This window comes from Microbacterium phyllosphaerae, assembly GCF_017876435.1.
In the GTDB taxonomy this organism is placed as follows: Bacteria; Actinomycetota; Actinomycetes; order Actinomycetales; family Microbacteriaceae; genus Microbacterium; species Microbacterium phyllosphaerae.
On record NZ_JAGIOA010000001.1, the window covers coordinates 890,403 to 916,824 of the forward strand.

Here is a 26,422-nt window from a genome sequence, read left to right on the forward strand (position 1 = left end):
CGCCCGGTCACCGCCAGATCGCAGTACGCCGAAGCGCCGCGAAGGTGAGGGCCACGACGGCCAGCGAGATCGTGCAGGTGGCGAGGGCGACCGCGGCCGCTTCAGGACGAGAGGCCAGCGAGACGCCCTGGAACAGTCGCACGGCGAGCACGGGCAGCGGCTCCGGATAGGTGCGTCCGAGCAGCCAGGTGACCTCGTACGATCCCAGGGCGTAGACGAAGCTGATCGCGGCGCAGATGACGATGGTCGGCGCTGTCAGGGGCAGCAGCACATGGCGGAAGCGGCGCCACCGACCCGCGCCGAGCAGTGCAGCGGTCTCGTCGTAGGTGGCGATGCGGGTGGCGAGAGTGCCGGTCACCACGAGCGCGACGAATGCCGATTCCTTCCACGCGAACTCCGCGATCGCCGCTCCCCACAGTGGGCCGCCGACCCAGGGTGCCCACTCCTCGGGCTGTATGCCGAGAATGCGCGGCAGCACACCGGCATCCGAGAGCAGCAGTCCGATCGTCGCGGCGCCGATGAGGTGCGGCACGGTCACGGTCGTGGCGCCGAGCGCGGCGAGCAGACGACTGCCCGCGCGGCCCGAGGCGATGACGACTGCGGCGGAGGTTCCCACGACGACGGCGATCACTGTCGACACGGCCGCGACGGCGATCGACACCCCTGTCGCGGCGGCGAGGTCGTCAGGATGCGCGAGAAAGGCGTCGATCCCGGGGTTCACCGGGCCCGCGATGGGCATGAGGCCGAGAGCCTGGAGCAGCGTCGCCCCGATCCCGCCACCCACGACGAGCAGCGTCACGACGGCGGCGGGAAGCACCAGCAGCGCGCCGCTCAGGAGCTGACGAGCGCTCCCGCGGCGGCGCGCCACCGGCGCGAAGCTCATCGGCCGAGCACGCCGGTTCGCCAGCCCTCGTCGAGGGCGGGGACCCACTCTGCGGAGAGTTCGCCGTGCGCGTTCTCCGACAGCACCTCGTACCCGGGAACGACAGGCGATTCCGGGAGCGTGTCGAACAGGGCGCGGTCGGCATCCGAGAGGCCATCGATGTCGAGAACCGTGAACTGCCCCCACACATCGGGCTGCGCCTTCGCCACCTGCTGCTCGACCGAGAGCGCGACGTTCGCGACGACCATCGCGCCCGCGACCGAGTCGGAGTTCGCGGGCAGTCCGAGGAAGCTCGCGTTGCCCACGGTGCCGTCCTCGAGAGGCAGCACAGTGGTTCCCGGCGGGTAGGTGCCATCGGCCACGAGATCGGTGAGCGTCGCCGGCCCGTACGTCATCGTGATGTCGATCTGCCGGTCGGCGAAGAGCTGTCCGAGCTCGGCCTCGTTCGCCGGGTAGGTGTCGCCGCCACGCCACAGACTCGGGGCCAGGTCATCGAGCCGCTTGTAGAGGGCAGGGCTCAGTTCGTCGAATGCCTCGTCCGAGTACGCCGCGGGCACCTCGTCGGCGCCGCCCGAGACGCTCGCCAGCACCTCGCGAACGAACACCGATCCGGTGAAGTCCGGGGGAGCGGGATACGTGAAGCGGCCGGGATTGGCTTCGGCCCACTCGAGCACTTCCTCGAGAGTCGTGGGAGGGTCGGGGATCGCTTCGGCGTTGTAGGCGAGCGTGAACTGCGCCTTGTGCCAGGGGGCCTCGCAGCCGTCGACGGGGGTTCCGAAGTCGGACTGCAGCAGCGGGTCGTCGGGGTCGGTGGCCGCCATCGACGGCAGCAGATCGGTCCAGCCGCACAGCCAGGCGTCGGCCTCCTTGCCGGTGCGGAAGTTGTCGCCGTTGACCCAGATGAGGTCGACCGTGCCGTCTTCGCGGCCGGCCTGGATCTCGGTGAACACCCGGTTCAGCGCATCGCCGGTGTCGGTCACGGGCACCCTCTCGAGCGTCACGCCGTACTCCGCGACCGCAGGAGCGAGGATGTCGTCGACGTAGGCGTTGCCCTGATCGTCGCCGCCGTACATCCACAGCTGCACGGTCTGCCCCTCGGCATCCTCGAGCACCGCATCCCAGTCGTCGTAGGTCGTCGAGGCGCTGCTCTGGGGAGCCGCGCACGCGGTGAGGGCGATCAGCGGCACGGCGAGCGCGAGAGCCGCGCTCCTCCGATGCCATCGTGCGGTGCTGCTCATCGGGGTTCCTCGCTTCGGAATCGGTGTATCGGCATATCGCCGGGCTAGGGTATAGGAGTCGGGGAGGATGCCTGTGGATGCTGGTGATTCGCGTGTCAGAGTCGCCCCCTCGAAGCGGTCGGCGATCGTCCGCCTGCTGCTTCTCCTTCTGTTCGTCGCCCTCGTCGGAACGGTTGGGTATTTCTTCGCCCCGACGGACCTCGAGGCGATACGCGACTGGGCGGCGGGTCTCGGACCGGGCGGCGCGCTGCTGTTCGTCGTCGGATATGCCGCACTCACGCTGACCCCGGTGCCCAAGAACCTGCTGACCATCGCAGCAGGTCTCGTGTGGGGCTTCTGGCTCGCTCTCGTGCTCGTCTACGTCGGAGCCCTGCTCGGTGCCGCGGCGTCATTCGTGATCGGTCGAGCACTCGGCAGGGAGGCCGTCGAACGGCTCACCGGAGCCCGGGTCGCGCGCCTCGACGCCGCCCTCGCCGACCGCGGATTCCTCGCGGTGCTCGGAGCGCGACTGGTGCCGATCATCCCGTTCACCCTGATCAACTACGGGGCAGGGCTCACGGCCGTGAGACGCAGGGACTATGCACTGGGCACGGCCATCGGCATCCTGCCCGGGTCTGCCGCCTATGTGGCACTCGGCGCGTTCGGGCTCGAGCTCGGGCCGCCCTTCTGGGTGGCGGTGGCCGTGCTGGGTGTGCTCATCCTCGGCGGCGTCGTGACCGCGGCGATCCTGCGCCGCCGGAACGGCGACCGCTCGTCGTCGGCGCGGAAGGCCGAAGGCGGTCTCGATGCTTGACCGTTCTCTGCGGGCCGTGCTCGTCAGACCGCTGGAGGCGACAGCGGCGGCCCTGGACCGACCCGGGATCACGCCCGATCGGCTGACGGTGCTCGGGCTCGTGCTCGGCGTCGCTTCCGCTGTGACGGCAGGATTCCAGCTGTGGGGGGTCGCTCTCGGGCTGTGGCTCGTCTCGCGCATCGCCGACGGGCTCGACGGGACCCTCGCCCGACGTCGCAGACGGTTGGCGGAGTCGCAGGGGCGGGAGTCCGCGCCCTCGCATGCGGGCGGATTCCTCGACATCACCGCCGACTTCGTCGTCTACGGCGCCACGGTCGTCGGCGTCGCCTTCGGCGCCACGTCGCAGTTCGACGCCCCGTGGTGGCCGTTCCTCGTCGTGCTCCTGGTCTATTACGTGAACGGCACGGCCTTCCTCGCCTTCTCCTCGATCGCCGAGCGCACTGGGCGCACGATCGACGACGGACGCTCACTGTCGTTCCTCGGCCGGATCGCCGAGGGCACCGAGACCATCGCGGTGCACGCGCTGTGGCTCATCCTGCCGTTCTGGGCCTGGCAGATCGCGCTCGTCTGGTCGCTCTTCGTCGCGGTGAGCGCTGTGCAGCGCGTCGTCGTCGGCTATCGCAGCCTGCGCTGAGTCGGGCCGGGCACGCTCAGGACCTGCGGCGGTGGAGACGGGCCAGCAGTCCGATCGCGAATGCGATCGCCCCGCCCCGCAGACCACGTTGTGCCTCTTTCACGACCGCGTTCCATCCCGCGTCGGAGTATGTCGGGTACGCGTGCATCGTCGTCGCGAGGGTGCGTACGTTCATCCTCGTCTTCACCGCCACGGTGTACTCGGCCAAGGACTCGCCTGCTCGCGGCCCGACGATCACCGCCCCCGTGACGCGGCCGCGGCGATCGACGACGATGTTCGTGAATCCGTCGGTGTGGCCGTCGGCGATCGCCCGATCGAGATGCGAGTGCTGCTGCGTGATCACATGCATCCCGCGCGCGGACGCGTCGGCGGGCGAGACCCCGACTGCGCCCACCTCGGGTGAGGTGAACGTGACGCGAGGAACGACGTCGGCGTCGATCTTGCGGGAGAGCCCGAGCACGGCGTTCGTCGCGGCGACGCTGCCGTACATGCCGGCCGTGTGCGTGAACCGCGGCAGCGGGGTGACATCGCCGGCGGCACGGATGCGCGGGTTCGACGTGCGCAGCGAGGCGTCGACGTCGACCGCTCCTCGGCGATCGAGGGTCACACCGGCTGCCGGCAGCCCGAGGTCGGAGACCTCGACCCGGCGTCCCAGTGCCGCGAGGGCGCGATCGAACACGACCTGCGTGCCGTCGCTCAGCCGGGCGGTGCCCGATGGTGACGGAGCGTCGTCGGACCCGGCTGAGTCGAAAGAGCGCACGGTCGTGCCGAGGCGCACGTCGACGCCTTCTGCACGGAGAGCAGCGAGGACGACGGCGCTCGCCGCGGCATCCTCCTTCGGCAGCACCCGATCGCCTCGGTGGATCAGCGTGACCTGACTGCCCAGTCGCACCATCGCCTGTGCGATCTCGCAGCCGATCGCGCCACCGCCCTGCACGAGCAGGCGTGCCGGCAGCGCATCCAGATCCCAGAAGGTCTCGTTCGTGAGCACGTCGATCGATGCCTCGCCCTCGACCGACGTGCGCACCGGCGAACTCCCCGCGGCGATGAGCGCGTCACGGAACGCGATGCGCTCGCCGTCGACCACGACGGAGCGGGGACCGTCGAACCGCGCGCGGCCGGTGAGCGTGTGGATGCCGTCTCGGTTGAGCGTCTCAGGGGAGTCGACCGGCTCGATGTCATGGATCGCGGCGTGCACGTGCTGCATCACGGCGGGGAAGTCGACGTGCACCTCGCTCGCGGTCACACCCAGCCCCGCGCTGCTGCGCGCGGCGTGCGCGGCGGCGGCCGACGCGATGAGAGCCTTCGACGGCACGCAGCCGGTGTGCAGGCATTCGCCTCCGAACCGGTGCGCCTCGATCAGCAGCACGTGCGCGCCGAGCGCGGCCGCCGTGCGTGCCCCGACGAGTCCGGCGCTTCCGGCCCCGATCACGACCAGGTCCCACGTGCGTCCGCCTGCCTCGCGCGCGGTCAGTGCGCGCGCCGATCTGCGAGAAGGAGTGCTCATCCCTGAAGCCTAGAGTGGACCCGGAAGCGGGAGGGCGGATGGCGGCACTGATGCGGCGATACGGCGTGGGCGCGCGCTGGTACGACGTGCTCTCGGGCGAGCGCCTGGTCTATCGGGCCGGTCGGCAGGCGGGGATCGCCTTGCTCGACCCGGGACCCGGCGATGTCGTCATCGATCTCGGATGCGGGACCGGGCTGAACTTCGCGCTGCTGCTCGCGGCGACGGCGCCGTCAGGGGTCGTGATCGGCATCGATCGCAGCTCCGAGATGCTGGCCGTGGCCCAGCGGCGGATCGATCGGCAGGGCTGGCGTGACAGGGTCCGTCTGATCCGGGCGGATGCCGCAGAGCTGCGGTCGGACGAGGTGGCCCGGGCCGTGATCGACCTGCGTGGCGGCGGCGACGGCCGAGCCGACGCTCTGCTCGCGACCTACTCGCTCAGCGTGATCACCGAGCGCGAGGAGGCGTGGCAACGAGCGCGAGCGTGCCTGCGCCCCGACGCGAGGGCGTGCATCGTCGACATGCAGCCGCCGCACGGCTTCTGGCGTGTGCTCTCACCGCTCGCCCGCCTCGCCTGCGCGACGGGCGGAGCCGACATCGCGGCGCGACCCTGGCGGATGCTCGAGCGTGATGCCGTCGACCCGTCGTCGGTACGACGTGCCGAGCGCAAGGGCGGCCACATCGTCGCGGTGGCTGCGACGCTCGCGGCTACGCGTCCCTGAGCGGTTCGAGCGCGTCGAGGATGAGATCGAGCCCGAAGAGGAACTCCTCGGCAGGGTCGTAGCCCGCGGCCAGAAGGCCCGCGGCGGACTCATTGAGATAGGGGAAGTCGGCAGGAGGAAGCTGCGGCATGTAGACGTCCTGCGTCATGTCCGCGAGCTCGTCGGCGGTGTCGAACGGCAGGCTGGCCGCCTGCAGGGCGTAGCCGTAGACGTAGCTGTTGATCAGCCAGTTGGCATGGGTCGCCATCAGGATCGAGAACCCGGCACGTCGCAGACAGGCGGTGACCGCTTCGCGGTGGCGGAGGTTCGCAGGGCCGGGCGAGGTCCTCGACTCCATCAGGCCGATCGCCCACGGATGCCGAGCGAGAGCCTGCTGGGTGGAGATCGCTTCCGCCCTCATCGCCGACCGCCAGTCCGTGTCGAGTGGCGGTGCGTCGGCCTCGTCGAAGACGACGTCGATCATGGCATCCAGCAGCTCGTCCTTGTTCGCCACGTAGTGGTAGAGCGACATCGCGCCCGCGCCGAGCGCTCCGGCGAGGCGGCGCATGCTGAGTCCGTCGACCCCCTCGCGGTCGGCGAGCCGGATCGCCTCGGCCACCACCCGCTCCGTGCTCAGGCCTGCGTCTGAGTCGACTCGGTTCTGTTCCTTCGCGGACACGTCTTCCCTCGCTCGCTCCCGCGGCGTGAAAGTCATCACCCGCACGCCCATAGTACGGTGTACGCTCGGTCGTACAGCGTACGCGTACAGTGTACGAAACAACGTTCAACGAGAGAGAAGAACCGATGACCACTCAAGCGAAGACCCAGCCTCTGCTCGATTCCGCACCCGCTTCGGTGCGCGCCAAGATCGCCGCCGCATGGACGAGCTTCATGTTCCTGTACGTCTACGTCGACGTGTTCAACTTCTACAAGCCCGACGTCGTCGACGGCATCCTGAACGGCCGCATCTGGCAGTTCGACATCAGCTCGGGGCTGTTGGCGGTCTTCCTCGTGTCGGTCTCGATCCCTGCACTGATGGTGGCGCTCTCCATGGCGCTGCCGGCCCGGGCGAACCGCGTCGCGAACCTCGTCGTCGCATCGCTGCTCATTCCGTACTCGCTCTTCAATGCGGCGGGGGCGACCTGGGAGTGGGCCGCCTTCTATGGCATCTCCATCGCGATCGAGGTCCTGCTCCTGGCCTTCATCCTCCGCTCCGCGTGGAGATGGCCGCGCGTGGGCTCCGCCGCGGTGGGTGGCGATCGTGCTGAGACGCAGAGGAGTGTTCGTTCGTAGGGATCTCGCTCGACCTCTTGACATCCGCTTCGCTCAGACATAACGTACAACCAAATGGTTGCACAAAGAGAACTGAGCGAAGCGGAGGTCGACCGTGTGTTCCACGCACTGGCGACGTCGACCCGGCGTGACATCCTGCGCCGGACGATCGAGCGGGAGCAGTCCGTCTCGACCCTCGCCTCCGAATACGAGATGTCCTTCGCCGCGGTGCAGAAGCACGTGGCCGTGCTCGAAGCGGCGGATCTCATCGTCAAGCGCGCCGAGGGACGCGAGCGGCTCGTCCGCGCGAACCCCGAGATGATCGCCCGCGCCAGGGCGCTCCTCGCCCGATACGAAGAGCTGTGGCGGTCGCGCATCGCCCGACTCGATGACCTGCTGGCCGAGACGCCGGCATCTCCTGCAGACACGACCGAAGCCACCGAAGATCCACGAACCGAAGAAGGAGACTGACATGCCCGTCACGGATGTCACCACCGATGCCGACAACCTCACCATGACCGTCGTCGCCGATTTCGCGGCGCCGATCGAGCGGGTCTGGGCCGCGTACAGCGACCCGCGCCAGCTCGAGCGCTTCTGGGGTCCTCCCGGATGGCCGGCGACCTTCACCGCCTGGGACCACACGGTCGGCGGCAAGGCGAACTACACGATGAACGGACCCCGCGGTGAGAAGGCCTCGGGCACGTGGGAGTTCCTGCGCATCGAGGCCCCGCACGGCTTCGAGGTGCTCGACTCTTTCGCCGACGACGAGGGCACCCCTGACCCGAACCTGCCCTCGATGCGGATGGTCTTCTCGTTCGAGTCGACCGCCGAGGGCGCCCGCATGGTCACCACGAGCCACTTCGCGTCTGCCGATGCGCTGGAGCAGGTCGTCTCGATGGGGATGGTCGAGGGCACGAAGCTCGCGATGAGTCAGATCGACGCCGTGCTGCAGGACCTCCGCGACTACGCGCAGGGCAAGGGCACGCGGGTCGAGCTGCTCGACGACGTGCACGTGCGCATCACGCGCCTCGTCGAGGGACCCCGTGATCTGGTCTGGCGTGCGCACAACGAACCCGAGCTCATGAAGCAGTGGCTGCTCGGACCCGACGGGTGGGAGATGACCGAGTGCATCGTCGCCACGGAGGTCGGCCAGACCTACCGCAACTCGTGGGCGCCGGTCGGCGACACCGAGGGGCAGCCGTTCGGCTTCGAGGGGGAGGCGCTGCTGATCGACGCGCCTCGCCGGTCGGTCAACACCGAGCGGATGATCGGGATGCCGGTCGAGACGCTGAACGACCTGAACCTCTACGAGGAGGACGGCGCGACGCTGATCACCCTGCTGATCGAGTACCCCGACAAGGAGACGCGCGACATGATCCTCGCCACCGGCATGGCCGACGGCATGGAGACGTCGTACGACCGTCTCGAGCGGGAGCTGCTCGCGGTCTGACCTTTACGACCGTTGCGATGCCGGGATGCGGGGTCAAAAACGCATCCCGGCTCCGTTGCGGGGTCAATAGTGCACGGCATCCGCCGGTTTCCGGTGCGAAACTGGCCACGCACGGGCAGGTCAGGCGTGAGGGGGTCGGCCCTGCACCGTGCCCGTGGCTACGAGTCGGACGAGCCCGCGGATGTGCGGCGCGGAGTGCGCGTCGACCAGATCGCCAGGGCGATCAGCACCGGCTGGAAGAAGAGCCGGACGAAGCGCTTGGTGTCGGTGTCGAGACCGAACGCATCGCGGTGCTCGAGCCACTGCGCGATGTTGCCGGGGAAGACGGCGACGAAGAACAGCGCCGCGAGCACACCGACGAATCCCCGGCGCTTGCGAGCGACGAGGAGCGCTGCGCCCAGCCCGACCTCCACGACTCCGGAGGCGAGCACGGTCACGTCAGGATCCAGCGGCACCCAGTCCGGCACCTGCGCCTGGAACTCCTCGCGCGCGAACGTCAGATGCGAGACGCCCGCGAAGACGAGGAAGGAACCGAGGAAGATCCGACCGACGGTGCGTGCGACATTCTTCTTCGACATGGTGCGAGTGTACGCGGGGTCTCGGGGTGCGCGGCGCGTCAGATCAGGCGGCGGAGCGCCTCTTCGAGCGTGACGCCCTGGGCCTCGGCGCGGTCGCGCAGCCGGGCATGCTCATCGCTCGACAGCGCCAGGCTCACGACGATCGGGTCGTCGACCGGAGCATCGAGCCCGTCGAGCAGATCGGACGCCTCGGCCCAGAGCGGCTCGGCGACGGCCGTCGAGGCAGCGGGGCGGGAAGAGGGGGCAGGGGCGGAAGAGGCCGCGGATGCCGGTGCCGCGGCGGCGATCGGTGCGGAGGCTGCCGCAGCTGCGCCGGCATCCGTCGCCAGGGTGAATCCGGGCCCTCGGCGCGGCTCCTGCTTCGCCTGGTACGCCTTGGCCGCGGCATTCGCGCGCTCGTCGGCCGCCTCGTTGAGGGGGTGGCCGGCGTGCCCCTTGACCCACGAGAACTCGACGTCGCGTCCGCGGATCGCCTCGTCGATGCCCTCGAGCAGGTCGCGGTTGAGCACGGGTCCGCCGTCGGACTTGCGCCAGCCCTTGCGCTTCCACCCCGGCATCCACTTGGTCACCGAATCGATCACGTAGCGGCTGTCGCACTCGATCATGAGCTTCTCGGAGATGCCCGCCGTCGCCTGCAGCAGCTCGAGCACAGCCCGCAGCTCACCCTGGTTGTTGGTGCCGTGGGGGGATCCGCCCGCAGCCCAGTTGTCGTCGTCGATGTACCAGGCCCAGCCGTTGGGGCCGGGATTGCCCAGGGCGGAGCCGTCTGCGGCGGCGGTGATCGTCATCCCTCAACCGTAGCCGCGACCGGCGACACCGCCCGTCGTGCTGTCAGGCGGCCGCGCGTCAGTCGTCGTTCTCGGGGTCGCGGTTCTCGATCGAGACCGCGGACGGTGCGGGAGGCGCCACGGGGAAGGCGACCGAGCTCACGGAGGCGCCGGGGCCCAGCCCCAGACCGATCGACAGCGGGTCGACGGAGGGGGCGTCGTCGAGCACCTCGGACTCCGAGCGTTCGAGCGGCTCGGAGGGCAGAGTCCACTGGTTCTCTTCTTCGTCGGAGCGTTGCTGGAAAAGTCCCATGGGTCCCATTCTGATCCCGCCCATCGGCGGAAGCACCCGATTCACACCGGATTGATCGGTTCAGGCAGACGGGGTGATGCGGCGGAAGGTGAAGTACCCCGCGACGTGGCCGTGGTTGACGACGCCGGTTCCGCTGCTCAGCATGCGCGCCGAGGTCGTCGCGCCCGACTCCACGAAGGTGTAGCCGGTGTGCTCGAGGCGCCAGCCGATGCGCTCGACGTCGCTGAGGAAGTACCCGACGTGGTCATCGCTCACGAAGTCGTTCTCTGCGGAGCCCCACGACGACGCCTGGCCGGTGAGTCGGCTGACCTCGGCCTGCAGGTGCAGCACCACGTCGCCTCGGTCGTACGCCTCGCGTGACAGCTGCATCAGGCGCTCGGCCTCTTCGCTCGTCGGCATGGTGTTCCCCCTCGTGTCGTCGTCCCATCATCCGCCGTGGCGGTGATTCCTCGTGGTCGGCTCGCCCGCGGCGTGCGCTCTCAGTCGTGCATGCCTCAGTCGGATGCCGCGCGCACCGCATCGACGAGGTCCCGCCACGGACCGTCGAGTTCGGAGTCGGGCAGCTCCCGCTCGCGCTTCTCCGACGGAGTGCGCACCCGGATCAGCCACACGAACCGGTCGGCACCCCTGGTGCCGTCGGCGTCGGCATCCCACGGGCAGCTCTCGATCATCGCGATCCAGTCGTGCGTGTCGGCCGGATCCGGTTCGACCCGCCATTGACGACGGATGCCGCCGATGCCGCCCGTGCGCACCACCGCGATGACGACCTGCGCGTCAGTCGGTGGAGGGGACTCGCTCATCTCCATAGACTCCCACGGTCGTCCACGCACGTCGAGCGGCTGCGCCGGTGGCGGCGTCGATGGCGGATGCCGCGGCGACCGTCGCATCGGCGAACTGGGTGAAGTTCGCGGTGCTCGACAGGCCTCCGGTGAGCGCCCGGTACCAGACGGTGCCCGCGGTCTCCCAGGCATTGCCGCCGAGGTCGATCGCGAACAGGGCGAACGCCCGGTTCGGGATGCCGGAGTTGATGTGCACCCCGCCGTTGTCCTCGGTCGTGCGCACGAACCCGCTCATGTGGGCGGGCTGCGGATCCTTGCCGAGCTCGTCGTCGTCGTAGGCGGTGCCCGGTTCGATCATCGACCGCAGCGCCGTGCCCTGCACGGCATCCGTGAAGATCTCCGCACCGATCAGCCACGTCGCGTCCGCCGCGCTCTGCTCGAGCAGGTACTGCTCGGTGAGAGCGCCGAAGACGTCGGCGATCGACTCGTTCAGCGCGCCGGGCTGCCCCTGGTACTCGAGGTTCGCGGTGTACTGCACGACGCCGTGAGCGAGCTCGTGCCCGATGACCGTGGTCGACGAGGTGAAGCCCACGAACACCTCGCCGTCTCCGTCGCCGAAGACCATGCGCTCGCCGTCCCAGAAGGCGTTGTCGTAGTCGACGCCGTAGTGCACGGTGGCGTCGAGCGGTGCCCCGGCGTCGTTCAGGGAGTTGCGGCCGAAGGCAGCGAGCAGCATCTCGAAGGTGGCCCCGAGGCCGTCGAACGCCTCGTTGACGGAGGCATCGGCCACCGGTTCGTCGTCTTCACCGCGGACGATCGCGCCCGGCAGGTTCTGCGTGTTTCCCGCATCGCTGATCGTGCGGTTGGGGGCGTCGGAGAGCTGCGCGACGAGGTCGCCGTTCTCGTCGATCGACAGGTCGATGCGCGCACGGAAGGGCGGTCTGCCGGCCGTCAGCGTCTGCCTCGCGGCCGCGGCGGCACGAGGATAGCGGCCCGACTCGGCAAGGCGGGCGAGCAGGTACGACGGGACGACTCCGGGGGTTTCGGTGTGGCTGCTCATGTTCAGACCCTACGCCGGGGGTCCGACGTCGGGGCAAGTCGCCTGCGAGTTTCGACGACACCTGAATGGTCTTGAACTTGAGATTGAGAATCGTTCTCAATAGGGTGATCTCTCGTGACCTCCTCTCCTCGCGCCGGCCGCACACTTCTGCTCGCTTCGCTCCTCGTGGGCGCTCTGGGCGCCACCTCCTGTGCGGCGTCCGGCGCTCCCGCCCCTGCATCGAGCCCGAGTCTCCCTCCGAATGACGGCGTCGACGGCGGCGGCGCGGCCGAGGTCGCATCCCCGGCGCTCGCGCTGATCGTCGCGGGGGAGAACGGCGAGCTCGCCTTGCTCGACCTCGAGACCGAAGAGCGCTCGCCACTCACGGACGCAGAAGCGGGAGAGGATGCCGCGGATGCTGCGGTGACCGGTGGCGGCCGCTTCCTGCACGTCACCCGCGAGACGGTCGACGGAACGTCCGTCGACGTCATCGACTCCGGACGCTGGACCGTGCCGCACGGCGACCACTCCCACTCGTTCGTCGGCGATGCGGGCGTGCTCGGCGCGGTGGAGGGGGACGGGCCCGCCGACATCCGCATCGGCGACACTGCCACCGCCATCCGATTCGGCGCCGATGTCACCCTCATCGATCACGAGCAGCTCGCCGAGATCGAGGATGCGCAGCGCCTCACCCTCGCGGACACCCCGAGCGGACCCGTCCTGCCGTTCTCGGGGCACCTGCTCGCTGCCACCGGCGACGCGGTCGAGATCCTCGACTCCGACGGCACCGCGACCGGCATCACCGCACCCTGTGCCGACGCGACGGATGCCGACATCACCCGCGTCGGCGCCGTCTTCGCCTGCGAGACCGGGGCCGTGCTGGTCACGCGGGAGATCGGCGGAGCGCTCGCCGCGGAAGTCATCCCGTACCCCGCCGGGGTGGCGCCGGCATCCGACCTCGCCGGCCGCGCCGACCGACCCGACCTCGCCGGTGTCGCCGGAGACCAGGGGGCCTGGCTGCTCGACTCCCGAACCCGCGAATGGATGCTGCTCGCCACCGACACCTCGCTCGTCCGCGCCGCAGCGATCGGCGATGACGACAGCCGCACGGTCGTCATCGCGTCCGACGGCACAGTGCGAGTGCTCGCGGCCGACGGCTCGGAGCTCGCCCGGACGCAACCGCTGCTCGCCGCATCCGTCGCCGACCCCGCGCCGCGCGACCGGGTGCAGCTCCTCGTCGACGCCCAGCACGCCTACGTCTCCGACCCGGACACCGGGGCCGTGCACGAGATCGACCACCGCGACGGCTCCGTCACCCGCACCTTCGGCGACCTCGACTCCCGATACGTGCAGCTCGTCGGCTGATCCGCTCTCACGCCCATCGACGGCATCCGCCGTCTCGCGCACCCGCGCACCACCCACAAGAAGGAGAAACCCCATGCACCGACCTGCCCGCAGCCGCCTCGCGGCCGGCGCGCTCGCCACGCTCGCCGTGGTCGCGCTCGCCGGATGCGCGACCGCCGCGCCGTCGGCATCCGGCGAACCCGATGCCTCCGACGCCGCACACGAGGGCGACACCCGCGTCGCGATCGCCTACGACGGCGGCATCGTCGTGCTCGACGGCGAGACCCTCGACACGGTCGACTCGGCCGACCTCGACGGGTTCCTGCGCGTCAACCCGGCCGGCGACCACGACGGACACGTCTTCGTCACCGCCGCCGACGGATTCCACGTGCTCGACACGGGCCTCGCCTCAGACACGGTCGAGTTCACGGGCGAGGTGTTCGACGCCGTGACCCCCGGGCACGCCACCCCGCACGCCGGGCGCACGGCTCTGTTCGACGACGGCACGGGAGATGTGACGCTGTTCGACACCGATGCGGTCGGCACGGGATCGCTGCCCGAGGCCGAGACGCTGACCTCGGAGGAGGCCCACCACGGCGTCGCGATCGAGCTGTCCGACGGCACCGTGCTGTCGACCATCGGCACCTCCGAGTCGCGCAGCGGAGTCCGCCTGCTCGCCGAAGACGGCAGCGAGCTCGCCCGCAACGAGCAGTGCCCGGGCGTGCACGGCGAGGGAGCGCTGAAGGGCGAGGCCGTCGTGTTCGGCTGCGAAGACGGCGCGCTGCTGTTCGCAGCCGGGGCGTTCACCAAGCTCGACGCCCCCGACGCCTTCGGCCGCTCGGGCAACGCCTACGTGACCGACACCAGCGCGATCGCGGCGATGGACTACAAGATCGACCCCGACCAGGAGGGGTACCTCCTCTCGAAGCTCGCGCTCGTCGACACCGAGGCGCAGGAGCTCTCGGTCGTCGACCTGCCCGAGGGCGTCGAGTACACGTGGCGCGGAGTGGGCCGCGACGGGCACGACAACATCATCGTGCTCGCCTCCGACGGCACGCTGAACGTGCTCGACGAGACCGGCGAGGTGATCGACTCGTGGAGCGTCATCGAGCCGTGGGAGAGCCCCGAAGAGTGGCAGCAGCCGCACCCGGGCCTGCGCGTCGTGGGAGACATCGCCTACGTGACGGAGCCGGCGGCCAACCGCATCCTCGCCATCGATCTGCACACCGGCGAGGTCTCGGCCGAGGCGACGCTCGACGTCGTACCCGGCGAGTTCGTGGTGGTCGGCGCCGCCGGACACTGACCCGGTCGGAACCACCGGAACCATCGGATGCCGAGGGGCGGGGCCGTGCGCGGTCTCGCCCCGAGGCTCCCAGGAACGCAGCCCGCGATCTCGCGTAAAATCGGCACAATGACCGATGCCTCCTCCGACGCTGCACCCGACCTCGGACCCGGCATCGACCCCGAAGACCTGGCCACGACGCTGCGGGTGCTCTCGGAACTGCACCAGATCGACAACGAGCACCCCGACTTCGTCGCCGTCCGTCACGCGACCGCCGCGATGTTCAAGGCCGTCAAGCGCGTGCGTCGCAAAGAGATCCGCGATGCCATCGCCGAAGCCGACAAGGCCGTCGTCGCCCGCACCGCCACCGGTGCCCCCGACCGCATCGATGACGAGACCCGCGGACACGATCTGGCGACCAGCGTCGTCGACGCCCCGATCGCGGGCGAGCTGCTCAAGCCGCGCAACTGCTACATCTGCAAGCAGCCGTACACGGTGGTCGACGCGTTCTATCACCAGCTCTGCCCCGACTGCGCGCGTTTCAGTCACGGCAAGCGCAACGCCCGCACCGACCTCACCGGCAAGCGCGCGCTGCTCACCGGGGGCCGCGCCAAGATCGGTATGCACATCGCGCTGCGGCTGCTGCGCGACGGTGCCCACACGACGATCACGACCCGCTTCCCGCGCGACGCTGTGCGTCGGTTCTCGGCGCTGCCTGACTCGGCCGACTGGCTGCACCGCCTGCGGGTCGTCGGCATCGACCTGCGCGATCCGGCCCAGGTCATCGGGCTCGCCGACTCCGTCGCGGCGCAGGGCCCACTCGACATCCTGATCAACAACGCCGCGCAGACCGTGCGCCGCTCGCCCGGTTCGTACTCGCTGCTGGCGGATGCCGAGCTGCAGCCTCTTCCCGACGGACCGCTGCCCGAGATGGAGACCTTCGGGCACACCGCCGATCCACATCCGCAGGCGCTGCAGGCATCCGTCGATGCGCACCCGCTGCTCTCGGTCGCAGCCCTCGGCGGCACCGTCGCCGAGCAGGGCGGCCAGGCGCTGACCGCCGAAGACCTCGCCCGGCTCGCGATGGCGCCCGGATCATCGTCGTTGGAGAAGCACGCCGACGGCACCGCGATCGACGCCGGCGGACTCGTGCCCGACGTGAACACGTCGAACAGCTGGGTGCAGTCGATCGATCAGGTCGATCCGCTCGAGATGCTCGAGGTGCAGCTCGCGAACACGACAGCGCCGTTCCTGCTGATCAGCCGTCTGCGCGCCTCGATGGCCGCGTCGTCGGCGCATCGCAAGTACGTGGTCAACGTCTCGGCCATGGAGGGTCAGTTCTCGCGCCGGTACAAGGGCCCGGGGCATCCGCACACGAACATGGCGAAGGCCGCCCTCAACATGCTGACGCGCACCAGCGCGGGCGAGATGCTCGAGACCGACGGCATCCTGATGACCGCCGTCGACACCGGCTGGATCACCGACGAGCGTCCCCACTTCACGAAGGTGCGTCTCGCCGAGGAGGGCTTCCATGCCCCGCTCGACCTCGTCGACGGAGCGGCCCGCGTGTACGACCCGATCGTTCGCGGCGAGGCCGGCGACGACATCCACGGTGTCTTCCTGAAGGACTACGAGCCCAGCCCCTGGTGAGTCGGCTGCCGCCCCTGGGTTTCGAATCGCGCACTTTGCAGGATTCGCGATCGAAGAACGGCAAAGTGCGCGATTCGAAACCCTGCATCCGCCGGTGAACTCGACGGATCGGAGACGAGGCGTGACCTACGGGCGCCGTGCCTGCACAGCCCCGACGATCGCGCCGGCGATCACCAGAAGGATGCCGGGGATCGCGAGCAGCACGGCTCCGATGACCGTGAAGAACGTCATCACCGGTCCGACCGTGAACCGACCGTCGGCGACCGGGCCGTCGCACGTGATCGTTCCGGGGGAGGGGGTGCCCACGGAGAAGCTCCCCTGCGCATCCCAAGCCTCCGGAATGAGCAGACCCTGCTGCGTCATGTCCGGCCGCAGCTGCAGTACGCCGCCCCCGGGGAACGTGCCGGTGCACTCGATCTCACTCCACTGATCCGACGGGGTGACGTAGATCGCGTGATCGCCCTCGCTGAGGTCGACCGTGAGCTCCTCGCCGAAGGCGGCGGGCGGTGCGAGACGGAAACCGGGGCTGAACGCCAGTGCGGCGGCGCCCGCGAGGATGAGCGCGCCGAGCAGCAGCAGGATCCACCAGGCGCGGCGGGGTCGTCGTGCCTGAGGGATCGTCATCGGGCCCGAATCTCGAGATTCTCGGACGCCCAGGTGCCGAGCTGGTCGAGGATCGGCAGGAGTCCGCGGCCGCTGTCGGTGAGGGCGTAGGAGACGGCGACGGGAGGACCGGCGTCGACGGCGCGGGAGACCAGTCCGGCCTCGGCGAGTTCGGCGAGCCGGTCGGAGAGCACCGTGTCGCTGATGCCGACGACCGCTCGCCGCAGTGAGACGAAGGTCGAAGGGCCGCCGCCGAGGGAGGAGACGATCATGCCGTTCCACCGTTTGCCGAGCACGCTGAAGGCCAGGGTGACGGCGGCGTCGCAGACGTGACGCTCCTCGTCGATCTCGGCCATGCGCCCATCATACCTGTGCTACGTTAACGCGAGTCGCTAAGAAAAACAGAGTGACTACGTAAACGAAAGGCACCCCATGTCCCTGTTCCGTCTCGACGCCAGCATCCTTCCCGCGTCGTCCGCCAGCCGTTCGCTCGCCGACCTCGTCGAGGCCGAGTGGACCGCATCCCACCCCGACTCCACGGTCACGCGCCGCGATCTGGCCGCCGACCCCGTGCCTGCGACGGCCTGGGCGGATGCCGTCACCGGCGGATTCGTCGACGAAGCGCAGCGCACCGACGCCCAGCGTGCCGCGCGTGCCCTCGGCACCACCTTCGCCGACGAGCTGATCGGCGCCGATGCGCTGCTCTTCGCCGTGCCGCTCTACAACTACGGCGTCTCGCAGCACTTCAAGACCTGGTTCGACCTGGCGTACACCGACCCGCGCATCGATCCGCAGGGCACCGCGCTGCGCGGCAAGCCGGCGACCCTCGTCACCGTTCTCGGCGGCAACTACGCCCCCGGTACCCCCAAGGAGGGCTGGGACCACTCCACCGGATGGCTGCGCCGCGTGCTCGAAGACGTCTGGGGTCTCGACCTGCGCATCGTCGAGCGCCCGTTCACCCTCGTGGGAGTGAACCCGGCACTGGATGCCTTCGCCGACACCGCCCGCGAGCTCAAGGAGAATGCCGAGACGGATGCTCGCACCTACGGTCGCGAGCTCGCCGCACTCCGGGGCGACAAGGTCGCCTGACCCGGCATCCGGCCCGGCCCGTCGGCCCCACCCCAACAGATGCATGCCCAGATCACGGATGCACGCCGAGAACAGGTTTCCTCGGCCTGCATCCGTGATTCGAGCATGCAGGTGTCGGGGCGGGACCGACCCCGACCATCCCCGGTCCGGCCTCAGGCCAACGGCCGGGGGAACGGATGCGGCAGCCACACCGTCACGTTCAACCCGCCGCTCTCGCGCGCGGTGAGTACCAGCGATCCGTCATGCGCCTGGGCGATGCGCTGGACGATCGCCAGCCCGAGCCCGACGCCCACGTGGTCGTCGCCGCGCGTGCGCTCGGCTCCCCGCTGGAAGGGCTCGGCCAGAGTCGCGACGCGATGAGCGGGGAGCACCTCGCCGGTGTTCTCGACCACCAGCGCGACGGCCTCGGGAAGAACGTGGGTGCGCACCGTGACGGTGCCGCCCTCGGCGAGATTGTGCACGATCGCGTTGTGCACGAGGTTGGTGATCAGCTGCTGAAGGAGTGCGGGAGACCCGAGCACGTTCGCGGTGTCGCCGCCGACGTCGATCGCCACGCCACGCCGCTCGGCGAGGGGGAGCAGGGTCTCGGCGGACTCCTCGGTCAGCAGTGAGAGGTCGATCGGCTCGCGCGTGAACGTACGGCGCTCGGCGCGGCTCAGCATGAGCAGCGCCTCGGTCAGTTCGATCGCCCGCGCATTGACCTCGTGCAGTCGGTCGATCAGCGCGTCGACGTCGCGATCGGGGTCGTTGCGGGCGACCTCGAGCATGGTCTGCGAGATCGCGAGCGGGGTGCGCAGCTCGTGCGAGGCGTTGGCGGCGAACCGCTGCTGCTCGGCGATGTGCGCCTCGAGCTGCTCGAGCATCGAGTCGAAGACGTCGGCCAGGTCTCGGAACTCGTCACGGGGACCCTCGAGGGCGACGCGGTGTGACAGCGACCCCTGAGCTGCGAGCTGTGCGGCTTTGCCGATGCGGTCGAGGGGCGCCAGCATCCGTCCGGCGATGAGCCATCCGCCGCCGAGTCCGATCGCAAGCAGTACGAGCATCATGACGATCGCGACCGGGACGAATGCGCGGATGAGGTCGGAGCGGTTCGGCACGAAACGGTCGGCGATGATCGCCACGTCGGGCACATACCGCAGCAAGTACAGGGCGACAGCCGCGAGCAGACCGATGCCCGACACGACGACGACGCCCGCATAGCTCAGGGTGAGCTTCCAGCGGGCGCTCATGCCGCGGCGCCGGGGCTTGCGCACCGGATCAGTCATCGGCATCCGTCCCGATGCGGTATCCGACGCCCGGCACCGTGAGGATCAGCCAGGGCTCCCCGAGTCGCTTGCGCAGCGACGAGACGGTGATGCGCACGGCGTTCGTGAACGGATCGGCGTTCTCATCCCACGCGCGCTCGAGCAGCTGCTCGGCGCTCACGACCCCGCCGCCCGCGTCGATCAGCACCTCGAGCACCGCGAACTGCTTGCGGGTGAGCGCGACGTACCGGCCGTCGCGGAAGACCTCGCGGCGGAACGGATCGAGCCGCAGGCCGGCGACCTCGAGAACCGGAGGCCGCACCCGCTGACGGCGGCGATCGAGGGCACGCAGGCGCAGCACGAGCTCGCGCAGCTCGAACGGCTTGGTCAGGTAGTCGTCGGCACCGATCTCGAAGCCCGTCTCCTTGTCGTCGAGACGGTCGGCCGCGGTGAGCATGAGGATCGGGATGCCGCTGCCCGACGCCACGATCGACCGGGCGACGTCATCGCCCGACGGACCGGGGATGTCGCGGTCGAGCACGGCCAGGTCGTAGGAGTTGACGCTCAGGAGCTCGAGCGCCGTGTCGCCGTCTCCCGCGATGTCGGCGGCGATCGCCTCGAGCCGCAGCCCATCGCGCACGGCCTCGGCGAGATACGGTTCGTCCTCGACGATCAGCACACGCACGGCACAGCTCTCATGCGCTCAGAGCTTACGCACCCGGGCATATCGGGAGCGTATGCAAAAGCGCATACGCCCTCGCAACACGCGCCTGCATTGACTGAGGACATGAACACACGCACCACCCTCAGGCGGCGACGCCTCACCGCGCTGATCGGCGCCGCGCTGCTCGCTGCGGCCATCACCGGATCGGTCGTGCTGATCGGCCAGCAGTCGCTGGCGTCGGCATCCGTTCCTCCGACCTTCTCCGCATCGTCGCTCACCGAGGCCGACGGCGTCATCCGTGACGAGGGTGCGGTGTCGGTGTTCGACGAGACTCCGGCCGTGACCAACCTCGACTCCGATCTGCTCGCCGCGGTGCGATCCGCGGCCACGGCGGCAACAGCCGACGGCGTGCGGGTGCACGTGAACAGCGGGTGGCGCTCGGCCGCGTACCAGCAGGTGCTGCGGCAGGACGCGGTCGCCGAGTACGGCTCCGAGGAGGAAGCAGCGCGCTGGGTCGCGACTCCCGAGAACTCCGAGCACGTGTCGGGAGACGCCGTCGACCTCGGACCGGTCGCCGCTCAGGACTGGCTGTCGCGCAACGGCGCCGAGTTCGGGCTCTGCCAGATCTACGCGAACGAGCGGTGGCACTTCGAGCTGCGCCCGGCCGCCGTCGCCAACGGCTGCCCCCTCATGTACGACGACCCGACTGCCGATCCGAGGACCCAGCGATGACCACGACACTGAGCGCCCCGCGCCTCACGCTCTCGCGCATGCACGCGCCCACTCTGCACACGATCCCCGCCGCCGTCTCGGCGAACGTCGAGCGGATGCGGTCGGCGACCGACGCACGCATCATGGCCGTCGTGAAGGCCGACGGCTACGGTCTCGGAGCCGTCGCGGTCGCTCGCGCGGCGGTCGATGCGGGCGCGGAATGGCTGGGCGTGACGGATGCGGAGGATGCTGCCGAGCTGCGGTCCGCGAGCATCGAGGTGCCGATCCTCGCGTGGCTCAACCCCTCGGGGGTCGACGTCGCGCGGGCTGTCGCCGATCGCGTCGACATCGCCGTCGGATCGGTGGAGGAGCTGCGACAGCTCCTCGCGGATGTGACTGCTCTCGCTGCCGGTCCGGTCCGCGTGCACCTGCACATGGATACCGGCATGGCGCGGGGCGGTGTGCCACTCGACGACTGGGCAGAGCTGCTGCGGGTGGCGCGCTCGGGCCGAGGGCGCATCGACGTGGTCGGGGTCATGGGGCATCTTCCGTGCGCCGATGCGGCAGACCCGTCGGTCAACGCACCCTCCGTGCTGCGGATGCGGCAGGCGCGGGATGCCGTGCTGCGCGCCGGCTTCGGCCCGCTCCTCGTGCACCTCGCCGCGACCTCGGGCACCCTGACGGATTCGGCGACCCACTTCGACCTGGTTCGCGTCGGCGCAGGGCTCGTCGGCATCGATCCGTCCGAGACGGTGGCGCTGCACGGGGCGGCGCGGCTGACGGCATCCGTCGTGCACAGCAGCGTCGTGCCCGCCGGGACTCCCGTGGGCTACGGCGGTGCGTTCGTGACCGAGCGCGCGACCCGTCTCAGCGTGGTCGGGGTCGGGTACGCCGACGGCATTCCTCGCGAACTCGCCGCGGGGGCGGCGGTGGCGATCGACGGCATCCGCTGCCCGATCGTGGGACGCGTGTCGATGGATCAGATCGTCGTCGACACGGGGGATGGGATCGTGCCGCGGGGCGCGACCGCCGTCGTGTTCGGTCCCGAGGGCGGGGCGGTGCCGAGCGTGCAGGAGTGGGCGCGGTGGGCGGGAAGCATTCCGCACACGATCGTCACAGGTATCGGCGCGCGGGTCGAGAGGGCGATCGCGTGAGGGTGCTGGTCGTCGGAGGAGGGCAGAACGCCGAGCACGAGGTCTCTCTCGCGTCGGCGGCGGCGGTCGCCGAGGCGCTGCGTGTCGGGGGACACGAGGTGCGCGCGGTGACCATCTCACGCGAGGGCATCTGGGAGGTGGCGGGCGTCTCGGAGGGTGCCACCGTCGCCGACTCCCTGGCTCTCGCGATGCCCCTCATCGCGCGCGGAGGTCATATTCCCCGCGGTGCATGGAGCGCTCGGGGAAGACGGCGCTCTCGCGGCGCTGTGCGCACTGGCGGGCGTGCGGGTGGTCGGGTCAGGGCCTCGGGCGGGGGCGATCGGCATGGACAAGTGGGCGACCAAGCTCGTGGCCGAGGCCGCAGGGTTGCGCACGGCTCGGGGGCGCCTGATCGCATCCGCCGACTGCGGGGATGCCGAGTTCGACGGCCCCGTGGTCGTGAAGCCGGTGTCGGCTGGGTCGAGCTACGGGGTCTCGCTCGTGCGCGACGAGGGTGAGCTCGGGCCGGCGCTGCGCGAGGCGGCGCGGTTCGACCGCCGCATCCTCGTCGAGGAGGTCGTGCAGGGACGCGAGATCGACGTCGCGGTGATCCGGGAGGCCGGCGGGGTGCGCTGGGCGGCTCCGCCACTCGAGATCCATGCGGCCGGGCTCTTCGACACCGCCATGAAGTACGACGGCAGTGCACGGTTCACGGTGCCTGCACAGCTCTCGGATGCCGAGGCGACCGCGCTCAGCCGGGCCGCCCTGACGATGTTCGACGCGCTCGGCTGCGCGGGCGTCGCCCGGATGGACTTCTTCCTCACGGCAGAGGGGCCCGTGCTGAACGAGGTCAACACGATGCCCGGTCTGACTGCGGCCTCGCAGGTGCCCCGGATGTTCGCGGCGGCCGACGTGTCGTACGTCGACCTGGTGTCGCGCCTGGTGCGTGCCGCCGAGGTGCCGGGGCGGTGAGGGCTCGCGTCGGCTGGCCCGATGTCGCGAAGGGCGTCTGCATCATCCTGGTGGTGCTGTGGCATGTGGTCACCAAGCACGCGATCGAGGTCGAGGGGGCGGGGCCGATCACCGACGCGTGGGCGACCCTCAACGCGCAGCTGCTGCCGCTGCGGATGCCCCTGTTCTTCCTCATCTCGGGGATGTTCGCGGGAAGCGCCGTGAGTGCGCCGGCCGGGTCGTCGTGGCGGCGTCGCGCAGGGCGCCTCGCCGCGGTCTACGTCATCTGGGTCGTGATCCAGACGTTCGTGCTCGCGCTGACGCCGGGCTTCGACACGGCGAGGGCCGAGGACGGATGGCAGCTGCTCCCGCAGCTCACCATCAGCCCGACCAACCTCTGGTACCTGCTCGCGCTCGCGGTGTACCTGGTCGTCGCTCGTCTGCTGCGTGATGTGCCGACTGGGGTGGTGTTGCCGGCCGCCTTCGTGATCGCGGCGGTCGCCGCTGCGGGGCTCATTCCCGACCTCGGCAACCTGTGGCAGCTCGTGCAGAACCTGTTCTTCTTCCTCGCAGGCCTCCGGCTGCGACCGATGATCGAGCACTTCGCGGCCGCATCCGGGCCTCTGCGAACCCTCATGCTGGGAGCGGCATGTGTCGCCGCGGTCGGTGCCGTCGGGGTGCTCGGTATGCGGCAGTGGCCCGGGGTCTGGCCGTTGCTCGCGGTCGTCGCTGTCACGTTCGGCGTCGCAGCCTGCGCGGTGCTCGACCGTCATGCGGGGGCGATCGCGCGCCCCCTGCGCTGGATCGGGCAACGAACTCTGCCGATCTACGTGATCCACATGATCCCGCTCGCGCTGATCGACGGAGCGCTTCGCGGGGCGGGGTGGGTCACGACCCCGGCACTCGAGGTCGTCTGGCCGATCGTGCTCACGGGTGTCGTCATCGCGATCTGCCTCGCGGTGCACGCGGCGCTCGTGCGGATCGGGCTCGGGGTACTGTTCGACCCGCTGCTTCTCGTCGACCGTGTGGCTGCCGCCCGGATGCCGGGCTGAGGCCCTGGGCGGCTGCGGTCGGGGCGGCTGCAGGTCCGGGCGGCCGCGGCCCGGCGGCTGCGGTCCGGGCGGCTGCAGGTCCGGACGGCTGGCTGAGCCCCGCCCGGCTGACTCCGCAGGCGCCAACCGTCAGCCGTCCGGGCGACGATCAGCCATCCGAGCGCGTCAGAGTCGGTCGACGCCCGTCACGGTGACGACGGCGGCGCCCTCCTCGTCGGAGGCGGCGAGGTCGACCGTGGCCGAGATGCCCCAGTCATGGTCGCCCGCCGGGTCGTCGAGGATCTGACGCACGGTCCACTCGCTGACGCCCTCGGTGAGGAGCAGCAGCTGGGAGCTGCGGGCGTTCGCGCCGGTGAGGATCTCGTCGTGATCGGCGAAGTAGCCGTCGAGCGCGTCGGACCAGGCATCCGCGCCGAACGACGGGTCGAGCTCGGCGAGAGCCGAGACATCCTCACGGGCCGCGAGCTGCACACGGCGGAACAGCTCGTTGCGCACGAGGGTGCGGAAAGCGCGCACGTTCGAGGAGAGACGCTTCGGCGCAGGTGGGACGATCGGCTCGTCATCCGGGCCCTGGAGAACGCCGTTGACGAGCTCCTCCCACTCGTCGAGCAGGCTCGAGTCGACCTGGCGGACGAGCTCGCCGAGCCACTCGATGAGGTCGCGGAGGTCCTCGTCCTTGAGCTCTTCGGGAATCGTCTGCGAGGCCGCGCGATACGCATCGGAGAGGTAGCGCAGCACCACGCCCTCAGAGCGCGCGATCTTGTAGAAGGCGACATATTCTCCGAACGACATGGCTCGCTCGTACATGTCGCGCACGACCGACTTCGGATGCAGTTCGAAGTCGCGGATCCACGGCTGGGCGGCGCTGAAGGTCTCGAATGCCGCGCTCAGGAGCTCGTCGAGCGGCTTCGGGTAGGTGATCTCCTCGAGCAGTTCCATGCGCTCGTCGTACTCGATGCCCTCGCGCTTCATGACGGCGACCGCCTCGCCGCGCGCCTGGAACTCCTGCTGGCCGAGGATGGCGCGCGGGTCGTCGAGCGTCGATTCGACGATCGAGATCATGTCAAGGGCGTACGACCCGGTGCCGGTGCCGGCCGAGGGATCGGGGTCGAGCAGCTCGAACGCCGCGAGGGCGAACGGCGACAGCGGCTGGTTCAGCGCGAAGTTCGGCTGCAGGTCGACCGTCAGGCGGATCTCGCCGTCTGCGGTCTGTTCGACGACGCCCGACTCGAGCAGCGTCCGGTAGATGCCGATCGCGCGCAGTGCGAGCTCACGCTGCCTCTTGCGGGGCTCGTGGTTGTCGTAGACCAGCGCGCGCATGTTGCCGAAGACGTCGCCGCCGCGGCCGATCACGTTGAGCATCATGGCGCTCGTGATCTGCATGTGCGAGGTCAGGGTCTCGGGTTCGGCGTCGATCAGCTTGCGGAACGACGGCTCTCCCCACGAGACGAAGCCATCAGGTGCCTTCTTGCGGACGATCTTGCGCTTCTTCTTCGGATCGTCGCCGGCCTTCTTGATCGCGGCGACGTTCTCGCTCTCGTGCTCCGGAGCCTGCGCGACGACCGTGCCCGCGGTGTCGAAGCCCGCCCGACCTGCGCGTCCCGCGATCTGGTGGAACTCGCGGGCGCTGAGCTGCCGCATCCGGGTGCCGTCGAACTTCGTCAACGCCGTGAGCAGCACCGTGCGGATCGGCACGTTGATGCCGACGCCGAGGGTGTCGGTGCCGCAGATCACCCGCAGCAGGCCGCGCTGCGCGAGCTGTTCGACGAGCCGGCGGTACTTGGGCAGCATCCCGGCATGGTGAACGCCGATGCCCGCCCGGAGGAACCGCGAAAGGGTCTTGCCGAACGCGGTCGTGAAACGGAAACCGCCGATCAGCGCCGCGATCTCGTCTCGCTGCTCCCGCGTGGCGACCTTGGTGCTCGACAGCGCCTGCGCCCGCTCCATCGCCGCCGCCTGCGAGAAGTGCACGACGTAGATCGGCGACTGACCGGTGCCGAGCAGGTCGTCGATCGTCTCGTGGATCGGCGTCGTCTCATAGAAGTAGTGCAGCGGCACGGGGCGTTCGACTCCCGTGACGGATGCCGTGTCGCGGCCGGTCCTGCGGGTGAGGTCGCTCGACAGCTGCGACACATCGCCGAGGGTCGCCGACATGAGGATGAACTGCGCCTGCGGCAGCTCGAGCAGCGGCACCTGCCACGCCCACCCGCGGTCGGGGTCGGCGTAGAAGTGGAACTCGTCCATCACGACCTGGTGCACCGCGGCATCCGTGCCCTGGCGCAGAGCGAGGTTGGCGAGGATCTCGGCCGTGCAGCAGATGATCGGCGCATCCGGGTTCACCGACGAGTCGCCCGTGATCATGCCGACGTTGGAGGCGCCGAACACGTCGACGAGGGCGAAGAACTTCTCACTCACCAGGGCCTTGATCGGGGCCGTGTAATACGAACGGCGGCCCTCGACGAGCGCGGCGAAGTGCGCGCCGACCGCGACGAGCGACTTTCCGGTGCCGGTGGGCGTCGACAGGATCAGGTTGTTGCCCGAGACGATCTCGATGACCGCTTCGTCCTGCGCGGGGTAGAGGCGGATGCCGGTCGACTCCGCCCACTCGACGAACGCCGTGTAGACGGCATCCGCATCGGATCCGTCGGTCAGTGTGGTCGGGTCGAGGATCGCAGGCATGGTCTGTCGATCATCCCACCTCGTCCCGCCTTCGAATCGCGTGAATGACCCGATATGCGGTGAAGATGC

At 69.8% G+C, this 26,422-nt stretch carries 29 protein-coding genes and 1 pseudogene; 15 read left to right on the forward strand and 15 right to left on the reverse strand.

From position 1 onward, the window contains the following. Positions 1-7: 7 nt before the first annotated feature. A complete protein-coding gene (locus tag JOF42_RS04225) occupies positions 8-883 on the reverse strand; it encodes an ABC transporter permease (protein WP_245340720.1) in 876 nt (291 codons plus the stop codon). Next, complete coding sequence (locus JOF42_RS04230; RefSeq protein WP_210096716.1) at positions 880-2,121, reverse strand: ABC transporter substrate-binding protein; 1,242 nt, start codon at positions 2,119-2,121, stop codon at positions 880-882. Before JOF42_RS04230 ends, JOF42_RS04225 begins: the two co-directional genes overlap by 4 nt. A gap of 67 nt (positions 2,122-2,188) precedes the next feature. Between JOF42_RS04230 and JOF42_RS04235 the strand changes: the two genes are divergently transcribed. Both JOF42_RS04235 and JOF42_RS04240 read left to right on the forward strand, forming a co-directional pair. After that, complete coding sequence (locus tag JOF42_RS04235; RefSeq protein WP_210096717.1) at positions 2,189-2,914, forward strand: TVP38/TMEM64 family protein; 726 nt, start codon at positions 2,189-2,191, stop codon at positions 2,912-2,914. After that, entirely contained in the window at positions 2,907-3,548 is a 642-nt protein-coding gene (locus JOF42_RS04240) for a CDP-alcohol phosphatidyltransferase family protein (RefSeq protein WP_210096718.1), read from the forward strand. The genes JOF42_RS04235 and JOF42_RS04240 overlap by 8 nt, the downstream gene beginning before the upstream one ends. A gap of 16 nt (positions 3,549-3,564) precedes the next feature. Here JOF42_RS04240 and JOF42_RS04245 read toward each other — a convergent pair whose 3' ends face one another. Next, on the reverse strand, positions 3,565-5,055 hold the full coding sequence (locus tag JOF42_RS04245) for a dihydrolipoyl dehydrogenase family protein (protein ID WP_210096719.1): 1,491 nt from the start codon (positions 5,053-5,055) through the stop codon (positions 3,565-3,567). A 38-nt stretch (positions 5,056-5,093) separates the two neighbouring features. On the opposite strand from JOF42_RS04245, the gene JOF42_RS04250 reads away from it, so the two are divergent. Further along, on the forward strand, positions 5,094-5,774 hold the full coding sequence (locus JOF42_RS04250) for a class I SAM-dependent methyltransferase (RefSeq protein ID WP_245340721.1): 681 nt from the start codon (positions 5,094-5,096) through the stop codon (positions 5,772-5,774). Here JOF42_RS04250 and JOF42_RS04255 read toward each other — a convergent pair. Next, positions 5,761-6,372: a TetR/AcrR family transcriptional regulator gene (locus JOF42_RS04255; RefSeq protein ID WP_307803541.1), complete on the reverse strand. Its 612-nt coding sequence runs from the start codon at positions 6,370-6,372 to the stop codon at positions 5,761-5,763. The genes JOF42_RS04250 and JOF42_RS04255 overlap by 14 nt on opposite strands. Before the next feature lie 185 nt (positions 6,373-6,557). Here JOF42_RS04255 and JOF42_RS04260 point away from each other — a divergent pair, with 185 nt between their 5' ends. From JOF42_RS04260 to JOF42_RS04270, 3 genes are read left to right on the forward strand one after another with little or no spacing between them, the layout of a single operon-like run. Further along, positions 6,558-7,046: a DUF6326 family protein gene (locus JOF42_RS04260; RefSeq protein ID WP_210096721.1), complete on the forward strand. Its 489-nt coding sequence runs from the start codon at positions 6,558-6,560 to the stop codon at positions 7,044-7,046. Positions 7,047-7,100: 54 nt separating this feature from the next. Beyond that, positions 7,101-7,496: an ArsR/SmtB family transcription factor gene (locus tag JOF42_RS04265; RefSeq protein WP_210096722.1), complete on the forward strand. Its 396-nt coding sequence runs from the start codon at positions 7,101-7,103 to the stop codon at positions 7,494-7,496. 1 nt (position 7,497) lies between these two features. Beyond that, on the forward strand, positions 7,498-8,475 hold the full coding sequence (locus tag JOF42_RS04270; protein ID WP_210096723.1) for an SRPBCC family protein: 978 nt from the start codon (positions 7,498-7,500) through the stop codon (positions 8,473-8,475). Between the two features lie 158 nt (positions 8,476-8,633). Here JOF42_RS04270 and JOF42_RS04275 read toward each other — a convergent pair whose 3' ends face one another. From JOF42_RS04275 to JOF42_RS04300, 6 genes are all read right to left on the reverse strand, one after another. Continuing rightward, positions 8,634-9,053 carry a DoxX family protein gene (locus tag JOF42_RS04275; RefSeq protein ID WP_210096724.1) on the reverse strand — a complete coding sequence of 140 codons (420 nt, stop codon included), beginning with the start codon at positions 9,051-9,053 and terminating at the stop codon, positions 8,634-8,636. Positions 9,054-9,091: 38 nt separating this feature from the next. Beyond that, entirely contained in the window at positions 9,092-9,841 is a 750-nt protein-coding gene (locus JOF42_RS04280; protein ID WP_210096725.1) for a ribonuclease H family protein, read from the reverse strand. 58 nt (positions 9,842-9,899) lie between these two features. Continuing rightward, positions 9,900-10,133, reverse strand: coding sequence for a hypothetical protein (locus JOF42_RS04285; RefSeq protein ID WP_210096726.1), 234 nt, complete (start codon positions 10,131-10,133; stop codon positions 9,900-9,902). Between the two features lie 60 nt (positions 10,134-10,193). Beyond that, positions 10,194-10,532 (reverse strand): hypothetical protein, encoded by a 339-nt coding sequence (locus JOF42_RS04290; protein WP_210096727.1) that lies wholly within the window; start codon positions 10,530-10,532, stop codon positions 10,194-10,196. 95 nt (positions 10,533-10,627) lie between these two features. Then, the gene (locus tag JOF42_RS04295; RefSeq protein ID WP_210096728.1) at positions 10,628-10,933 is read right to left on the reverse strand and encodes a protealysin inhibitor emfourin; all 306 of its coding nucleotides are present in this window, start codon (positions 10,931-10,933) and stop codon (positions 10,628-10,630) included. Beyond that, positions 10,908-11,972, reverse strand: coding sequence for a M4 family metallopeptidase (locus JOF42_RS04300; protein ID WP_210096729.1), 1,065 nt, complete (start codon positions 11,970-11,972; stop codon positions 10,908-10,910). Before JOF42_RS04300 ends, JOF42_RS04295 begins: the two co-directional genes overlap by 26 nt. Positions 11,973-12,086: 114 nt before the next feature. On the opposite strand from JOF42_RS04300, the gene JOF42_RS04305 reads away from it, so the two are divergent. From JOF42_RS04305 to JOF42_RS04315, 3 genes are all read left to right on the forward strand, one after another. Beyond that, positions 12,087-13,316: a hypothetical protein gene (locus JOF42_RS04305; protein ID WP_210096730.1), complete on the forward strand. Its 1,230-nt coding sequence runs from the start codon at positions 12,087-12,089 to the stop codon at positions 13,314-13,316. Between the two features lie 73 nt (positions 13,317-13,389). Continuing rightward, positions 13,390-14,598 (forward strand): hypothetical protein, encoded by a 1,209-nt coding sequence (locus tag JOF42_RS04310; RefSeq protein WP_210096731.1) that lies wholly within the window; start codon positions 13,390-13,392, stop codon positions 14,596-14,598. A gap of 108 nt (positions 14,599-14,706) precedes the next feature. After that, positions 14,707-16,227 carry an SDR family NAD(P)-dependent oxidoreductase gene (locus JOF42_RS04315; protein WP_210096732.1) on the forward strand — a complete coding sequence of 507 codons (1,521 nt, stop codon included), beginning with the start codon at positions 14,707-14,709 and terminating at the stop codon, positions 16,225-16,227. A gap of 126 nt (positions 16,228-16,353) precedes the next feature. Here JOF42_RS04315 and JOF42_RS04320 read toward each other — a convergent pair whose 3' ends face one another. Beyond that, positions 16,354-16,851: a hypothetical protein gene (locus tag JOF42_RS04320; RefSeq protein WP_210096733.1), complete on the reverse strand. Its 498-nt coding sequence runs from the start codon at positions 16,849-16,851 to the stop codon at positions 16,354-16,356. Next, positions 16,848-17,186: a winged helix-turn-helix transcriptional regulator gene (locus tag JOF42_RS04325; protein ID WP_210096734.1), complete on the reverse strand. Its 339-nt coding sequence runs from the start codon at positions 17,184-17,186 to the stop codon at positions 16,848-16,850. The genes JOF42_RS04320 and JOF42_RS04325 overlap by 4 nt, the downstream gene beginning before the upstream one ends. A gap of 76 nt (positions 17,187-17,262) precedes the next feature. Here JOF42_RS04325 and JOF42_RS04330 point away from each other — a divergent pair, with 76 nt between their 5' ends. Continuing rightward, a complete protein-coding gene (locus tag JOF42_RS04330; protein WP_210096735.1) occupies positions 17,263-17,919 on the forward strand; it encodes an FMN-dependent NADH-azoreductase in 657 nt (218 codons plus the stop codon). A 152-nt stretch (positions 17,920-18,071) separates the two neighbouring features. Here JOF42_RS04330 and JOF42_RS04335 read toward each other — a convergent pair whose 3' ends face one another. Then, positions 18,072-19,148, reverse strand: coding sequence for a sensor histidine kinase (locus JOF42_RS04335; RefSeq protein WP_210099076.1), 1,077 nt, complete (start codon positions 19,146-19,148; stop codon positions 18,072-18,074). A 28-nt stretch (positions 19,149-19,176) separates the two neighbouring features. Beyond that, positions 19,177-19,848 (reverse strand): response regulator transcription factor, encoded by a 672-nt coding sequence (locus JOF42_RS04340; protein ID WP_210096736.1) that lies wholly within the window; start codon positions 19,846-19,848, stop codon positions 19,177-19,179. Between the two features lie 102 nt (positions 19,849-19,950). Between JOF42_RS04340 and JOF42_RS04345 the strand changes: the two genes are divergently transcribed. From JOF42_RS04345 to JOF42_RS04360, 5 genes and pseudogenes are all read left to right on the forward strand, one after another. Next, positions 19,951-20,559 carry a M15 family metallopeptidase gene (locus JOF42_RS04345; RefSeq protein ID WP_210096737.1) on the forward strand — a complete coding sequence of 203 codons (609 nt, stop codon included), beginning with the start codon at positions 19,951-19,953 and terminating at the stop codon, positions 20,557-20,559. Then, the gene (gene alr, locus JOF42_RS04350) at positions 20,556-21,692 is read left to right on the forward strand and encodes an alanine racemase (RefSeq protein ID WP_210096738.1); all 1,137 of its coding nucleotides are present in this window, start codon (positions 20,556-20,558) and stop codon (positions 21,690-21,692) included. Before JOF42_RS04345 ends, alr begins: the two co-directional genes overlap by 4 nt. A 2-nt stretch (positions 21,693-21,694) precedes the next feature. Further along, positions 21,695-21,778: pseudogene (locus JOF42_RS18275) on the forward strand (hypothetical protein); the annotation flags it as partial. 139 nt (positions 21,779-21,917) lie between these two features. Next, entirely contained in the window at positions 21,918-22,643 is a 726-nt protein-coding gene (locus JOF42_RS04355) for a D-alanine--D-alanine ligase family protein (protein WP_307803542.1), read from the forward strand. Further along, a complete protein-coding gene (locus JOF42_RS04360; RefSeq protein WP_210096739.1) occupies positions 22,640-23,674 on the forward strand; it encodes an acyltransferase family protein in 1,035 nt (344 codons plus the stop codon). Before JOF42_RS04355 ends, JOF42_RS04360 begins: the two co-directional genes overlap by 4 nt. 165 nt (positions 23,675-23,839) lie before the next feature. Here JOF42_RS04360 and JOF42_RS04365 read toward each other — a convergent pair whose 3' ends face one another. After that, complete coding sequence (locus JOF42_RS04365; protein WP_210096740.1) at positions 23,840-26,353, reverse strand: DEAD/DEAH box helicase; 2,514 nt, start codon at positions 26,351-26,353, stop codon at positions 23,840-23,842. Positions 26,354-26,422: the final 69 nt, after the last annotated feature.

Bases quoted from the DNA above. Each gene is read 5' to 3' on its own strand.
- JOF42_RS04225 (WP_245340720.1), bottom strand. From the start codon at position 883: ATGAGCTTCGCGCCGGTGGCGCGCCGCCGCGGGAGCGCTCGTCAGCTC.
- JOF42_RS04230 (WP_210096716.1), bottom strand. From the start codon at position 2,121: ATGAGCAGCACCGCACGATGGCATCGGAGGAGCGCGGCTCTCGCGCTC.
- JOF42_RS04235 (WP_210096717.1), top strand. From the start codon at position 2,189: ATGCCTGTGGATGCTGGTGATTCGCGTGTCAGAGTCGCCCCCTCGAAG.
- JOF42_RS04240 (WP_210096718.1), top strand. From the start codon at position 2,907: ATGCTTGACCGTTCTCTGCGGGCCGTGCTCGTCAGACCGCTGGAGGCG.
- JOF42_RS04245 (WP_210096719.1), bottom strand. From the start codon at position 5,055: ATGAGCACTCCTTCTCGCAGATCGGCGCGCGCACTGACCGCGCGCGAG.
- JOF42_RS04250 (WP_245340721.1), top strand. From the start codon at position 5,094: ATGGCGGCACTGATGCGGCGATACGGCGTGGGCGCGCGCTGGTACGAC.
- JOF42_RS04260 (WP_210096721.1), top strand. From the start codon at position 6,558: ATGACCACTCAAGCGAAGACCCAGCCTCTGCTCGATTCCGCACCCGCT.
- JOF42_RS04265 (WP_210096722.1), top strand. From the start codon at position 7,101: ATGGTTGCACAAAGAGAACTGAGCGAAGCGGAGGTCGACCGTGTGTTC.
- JOF42_RS04270 (WP_210096723.1), top strand. From the start codon at position 7,498: ATGCCCGTCACGGATGTCACCACCGATGCCGACAACCTCACCATGACC.
- JOF42_RS04275 (WP_210096724.1), bottom strand. From the start codon at position 9,053: ATGTCGAAGAAGAATGTCGCACGCACCGTCGGTCGGATCTTCCTCGGT.
- JOF42_RS04280 (WP_210096725.1), bottom strand. From the start codon at position 9,841: ATGACGATCACCGCCGCCGCAGACGGCTCCGCCCTGGGCAATCCCGGC.
- JOF42_RS04285 (WP_210096726.1), bottom strand. From the start codon at position 10,133: ATGGGACTTTTCCAGCAACGCTCCGACGAAGAAGAGAACCAGTGGACT.
- JOF42_RS04290 (WP_210096727.1), bottom strand. From the start codon at position 10,532: ATGCCGACGAGCGAAGAGGCCGAGCGCCTGATGCAGCTGTCACGCGAG.
- JOF42_RS04295 (WP_210096728.1), bottom strand. From the start codon at position 10,933: ATGAGCGAGTCCCCTCCACCGACTGACGCGCAGGTCGTCATCGCGGTG.
- JOF42_RS04300 (WP_210096729.1), bottom strand. From the start codon at position 11,972: ATGAGCAGCCACACCGAAACCCCCGGAGTCGTCCCGTCGTACCTGCTC.
- JOF42_RS04310 (WP_210096731.1), top strand. From the start codon at position 13,390: ATGCACCGACCTGCCCGCAGCCGCCTCGCGGCCGGCGCGCTCGCCACG.
- JOF42_RS04315 (WP_210096732.1), top strand. From the start codon at position 14,707: ATGACCGATGCCTCCTCCGACGCTGCACCCGACCTCGGACCCGGCATC.
- JOF42_RS04320 (WP_210096733.1), bottom strand. From the start codon at position 16,851: ATGACGATCCCTCAGGCACGACGACCCCGCCGCGCCTGGTGGATCCTG.
- JOF42_RS04325 (WP_210096734.1), bottom strand. From the start codon at position 17,186: ATGGCCGAGATCGACGAGGAGCGTCACGTCTGCGACGCCGCCGTCACC.
- JOF42_RS04330 (WP_210096735.1), top strand. From the start codon at position 17,263: ATGTCCCTGTTCCGTCTCGACGCCAGCATCCTTCCCGCGTCGTCCGCC.
- JOF42_RS04335 (WP_210099076.1), bottom strand. From the start codon at position 19,148: ATGAGCGCCCGCTGGAAGCTCACCCTGAGCTATGCGGGCGTCGTCGTC.
- JOF42_RS04345 (WP_210096737.1), top strand. From the start codon at position 19,951: ATGAACACACGCACCACCCTCAGGCGGCGACGCCTCACCGCGCTGATC.
- alr (WP_210096738.1), top strand. From the start codon at position 20,556: ATGACCACGACACTGAGCGCCCCGCGCCTCACGCTCTCGCGCATGCAC.
- JOF42_RS04365 (WP_210096740.1), bottom strand. From the start codon at position 26,353: ATGCCTGCGATCCTCGACCCGACCACACTGACCGACGGATCCGATGCG.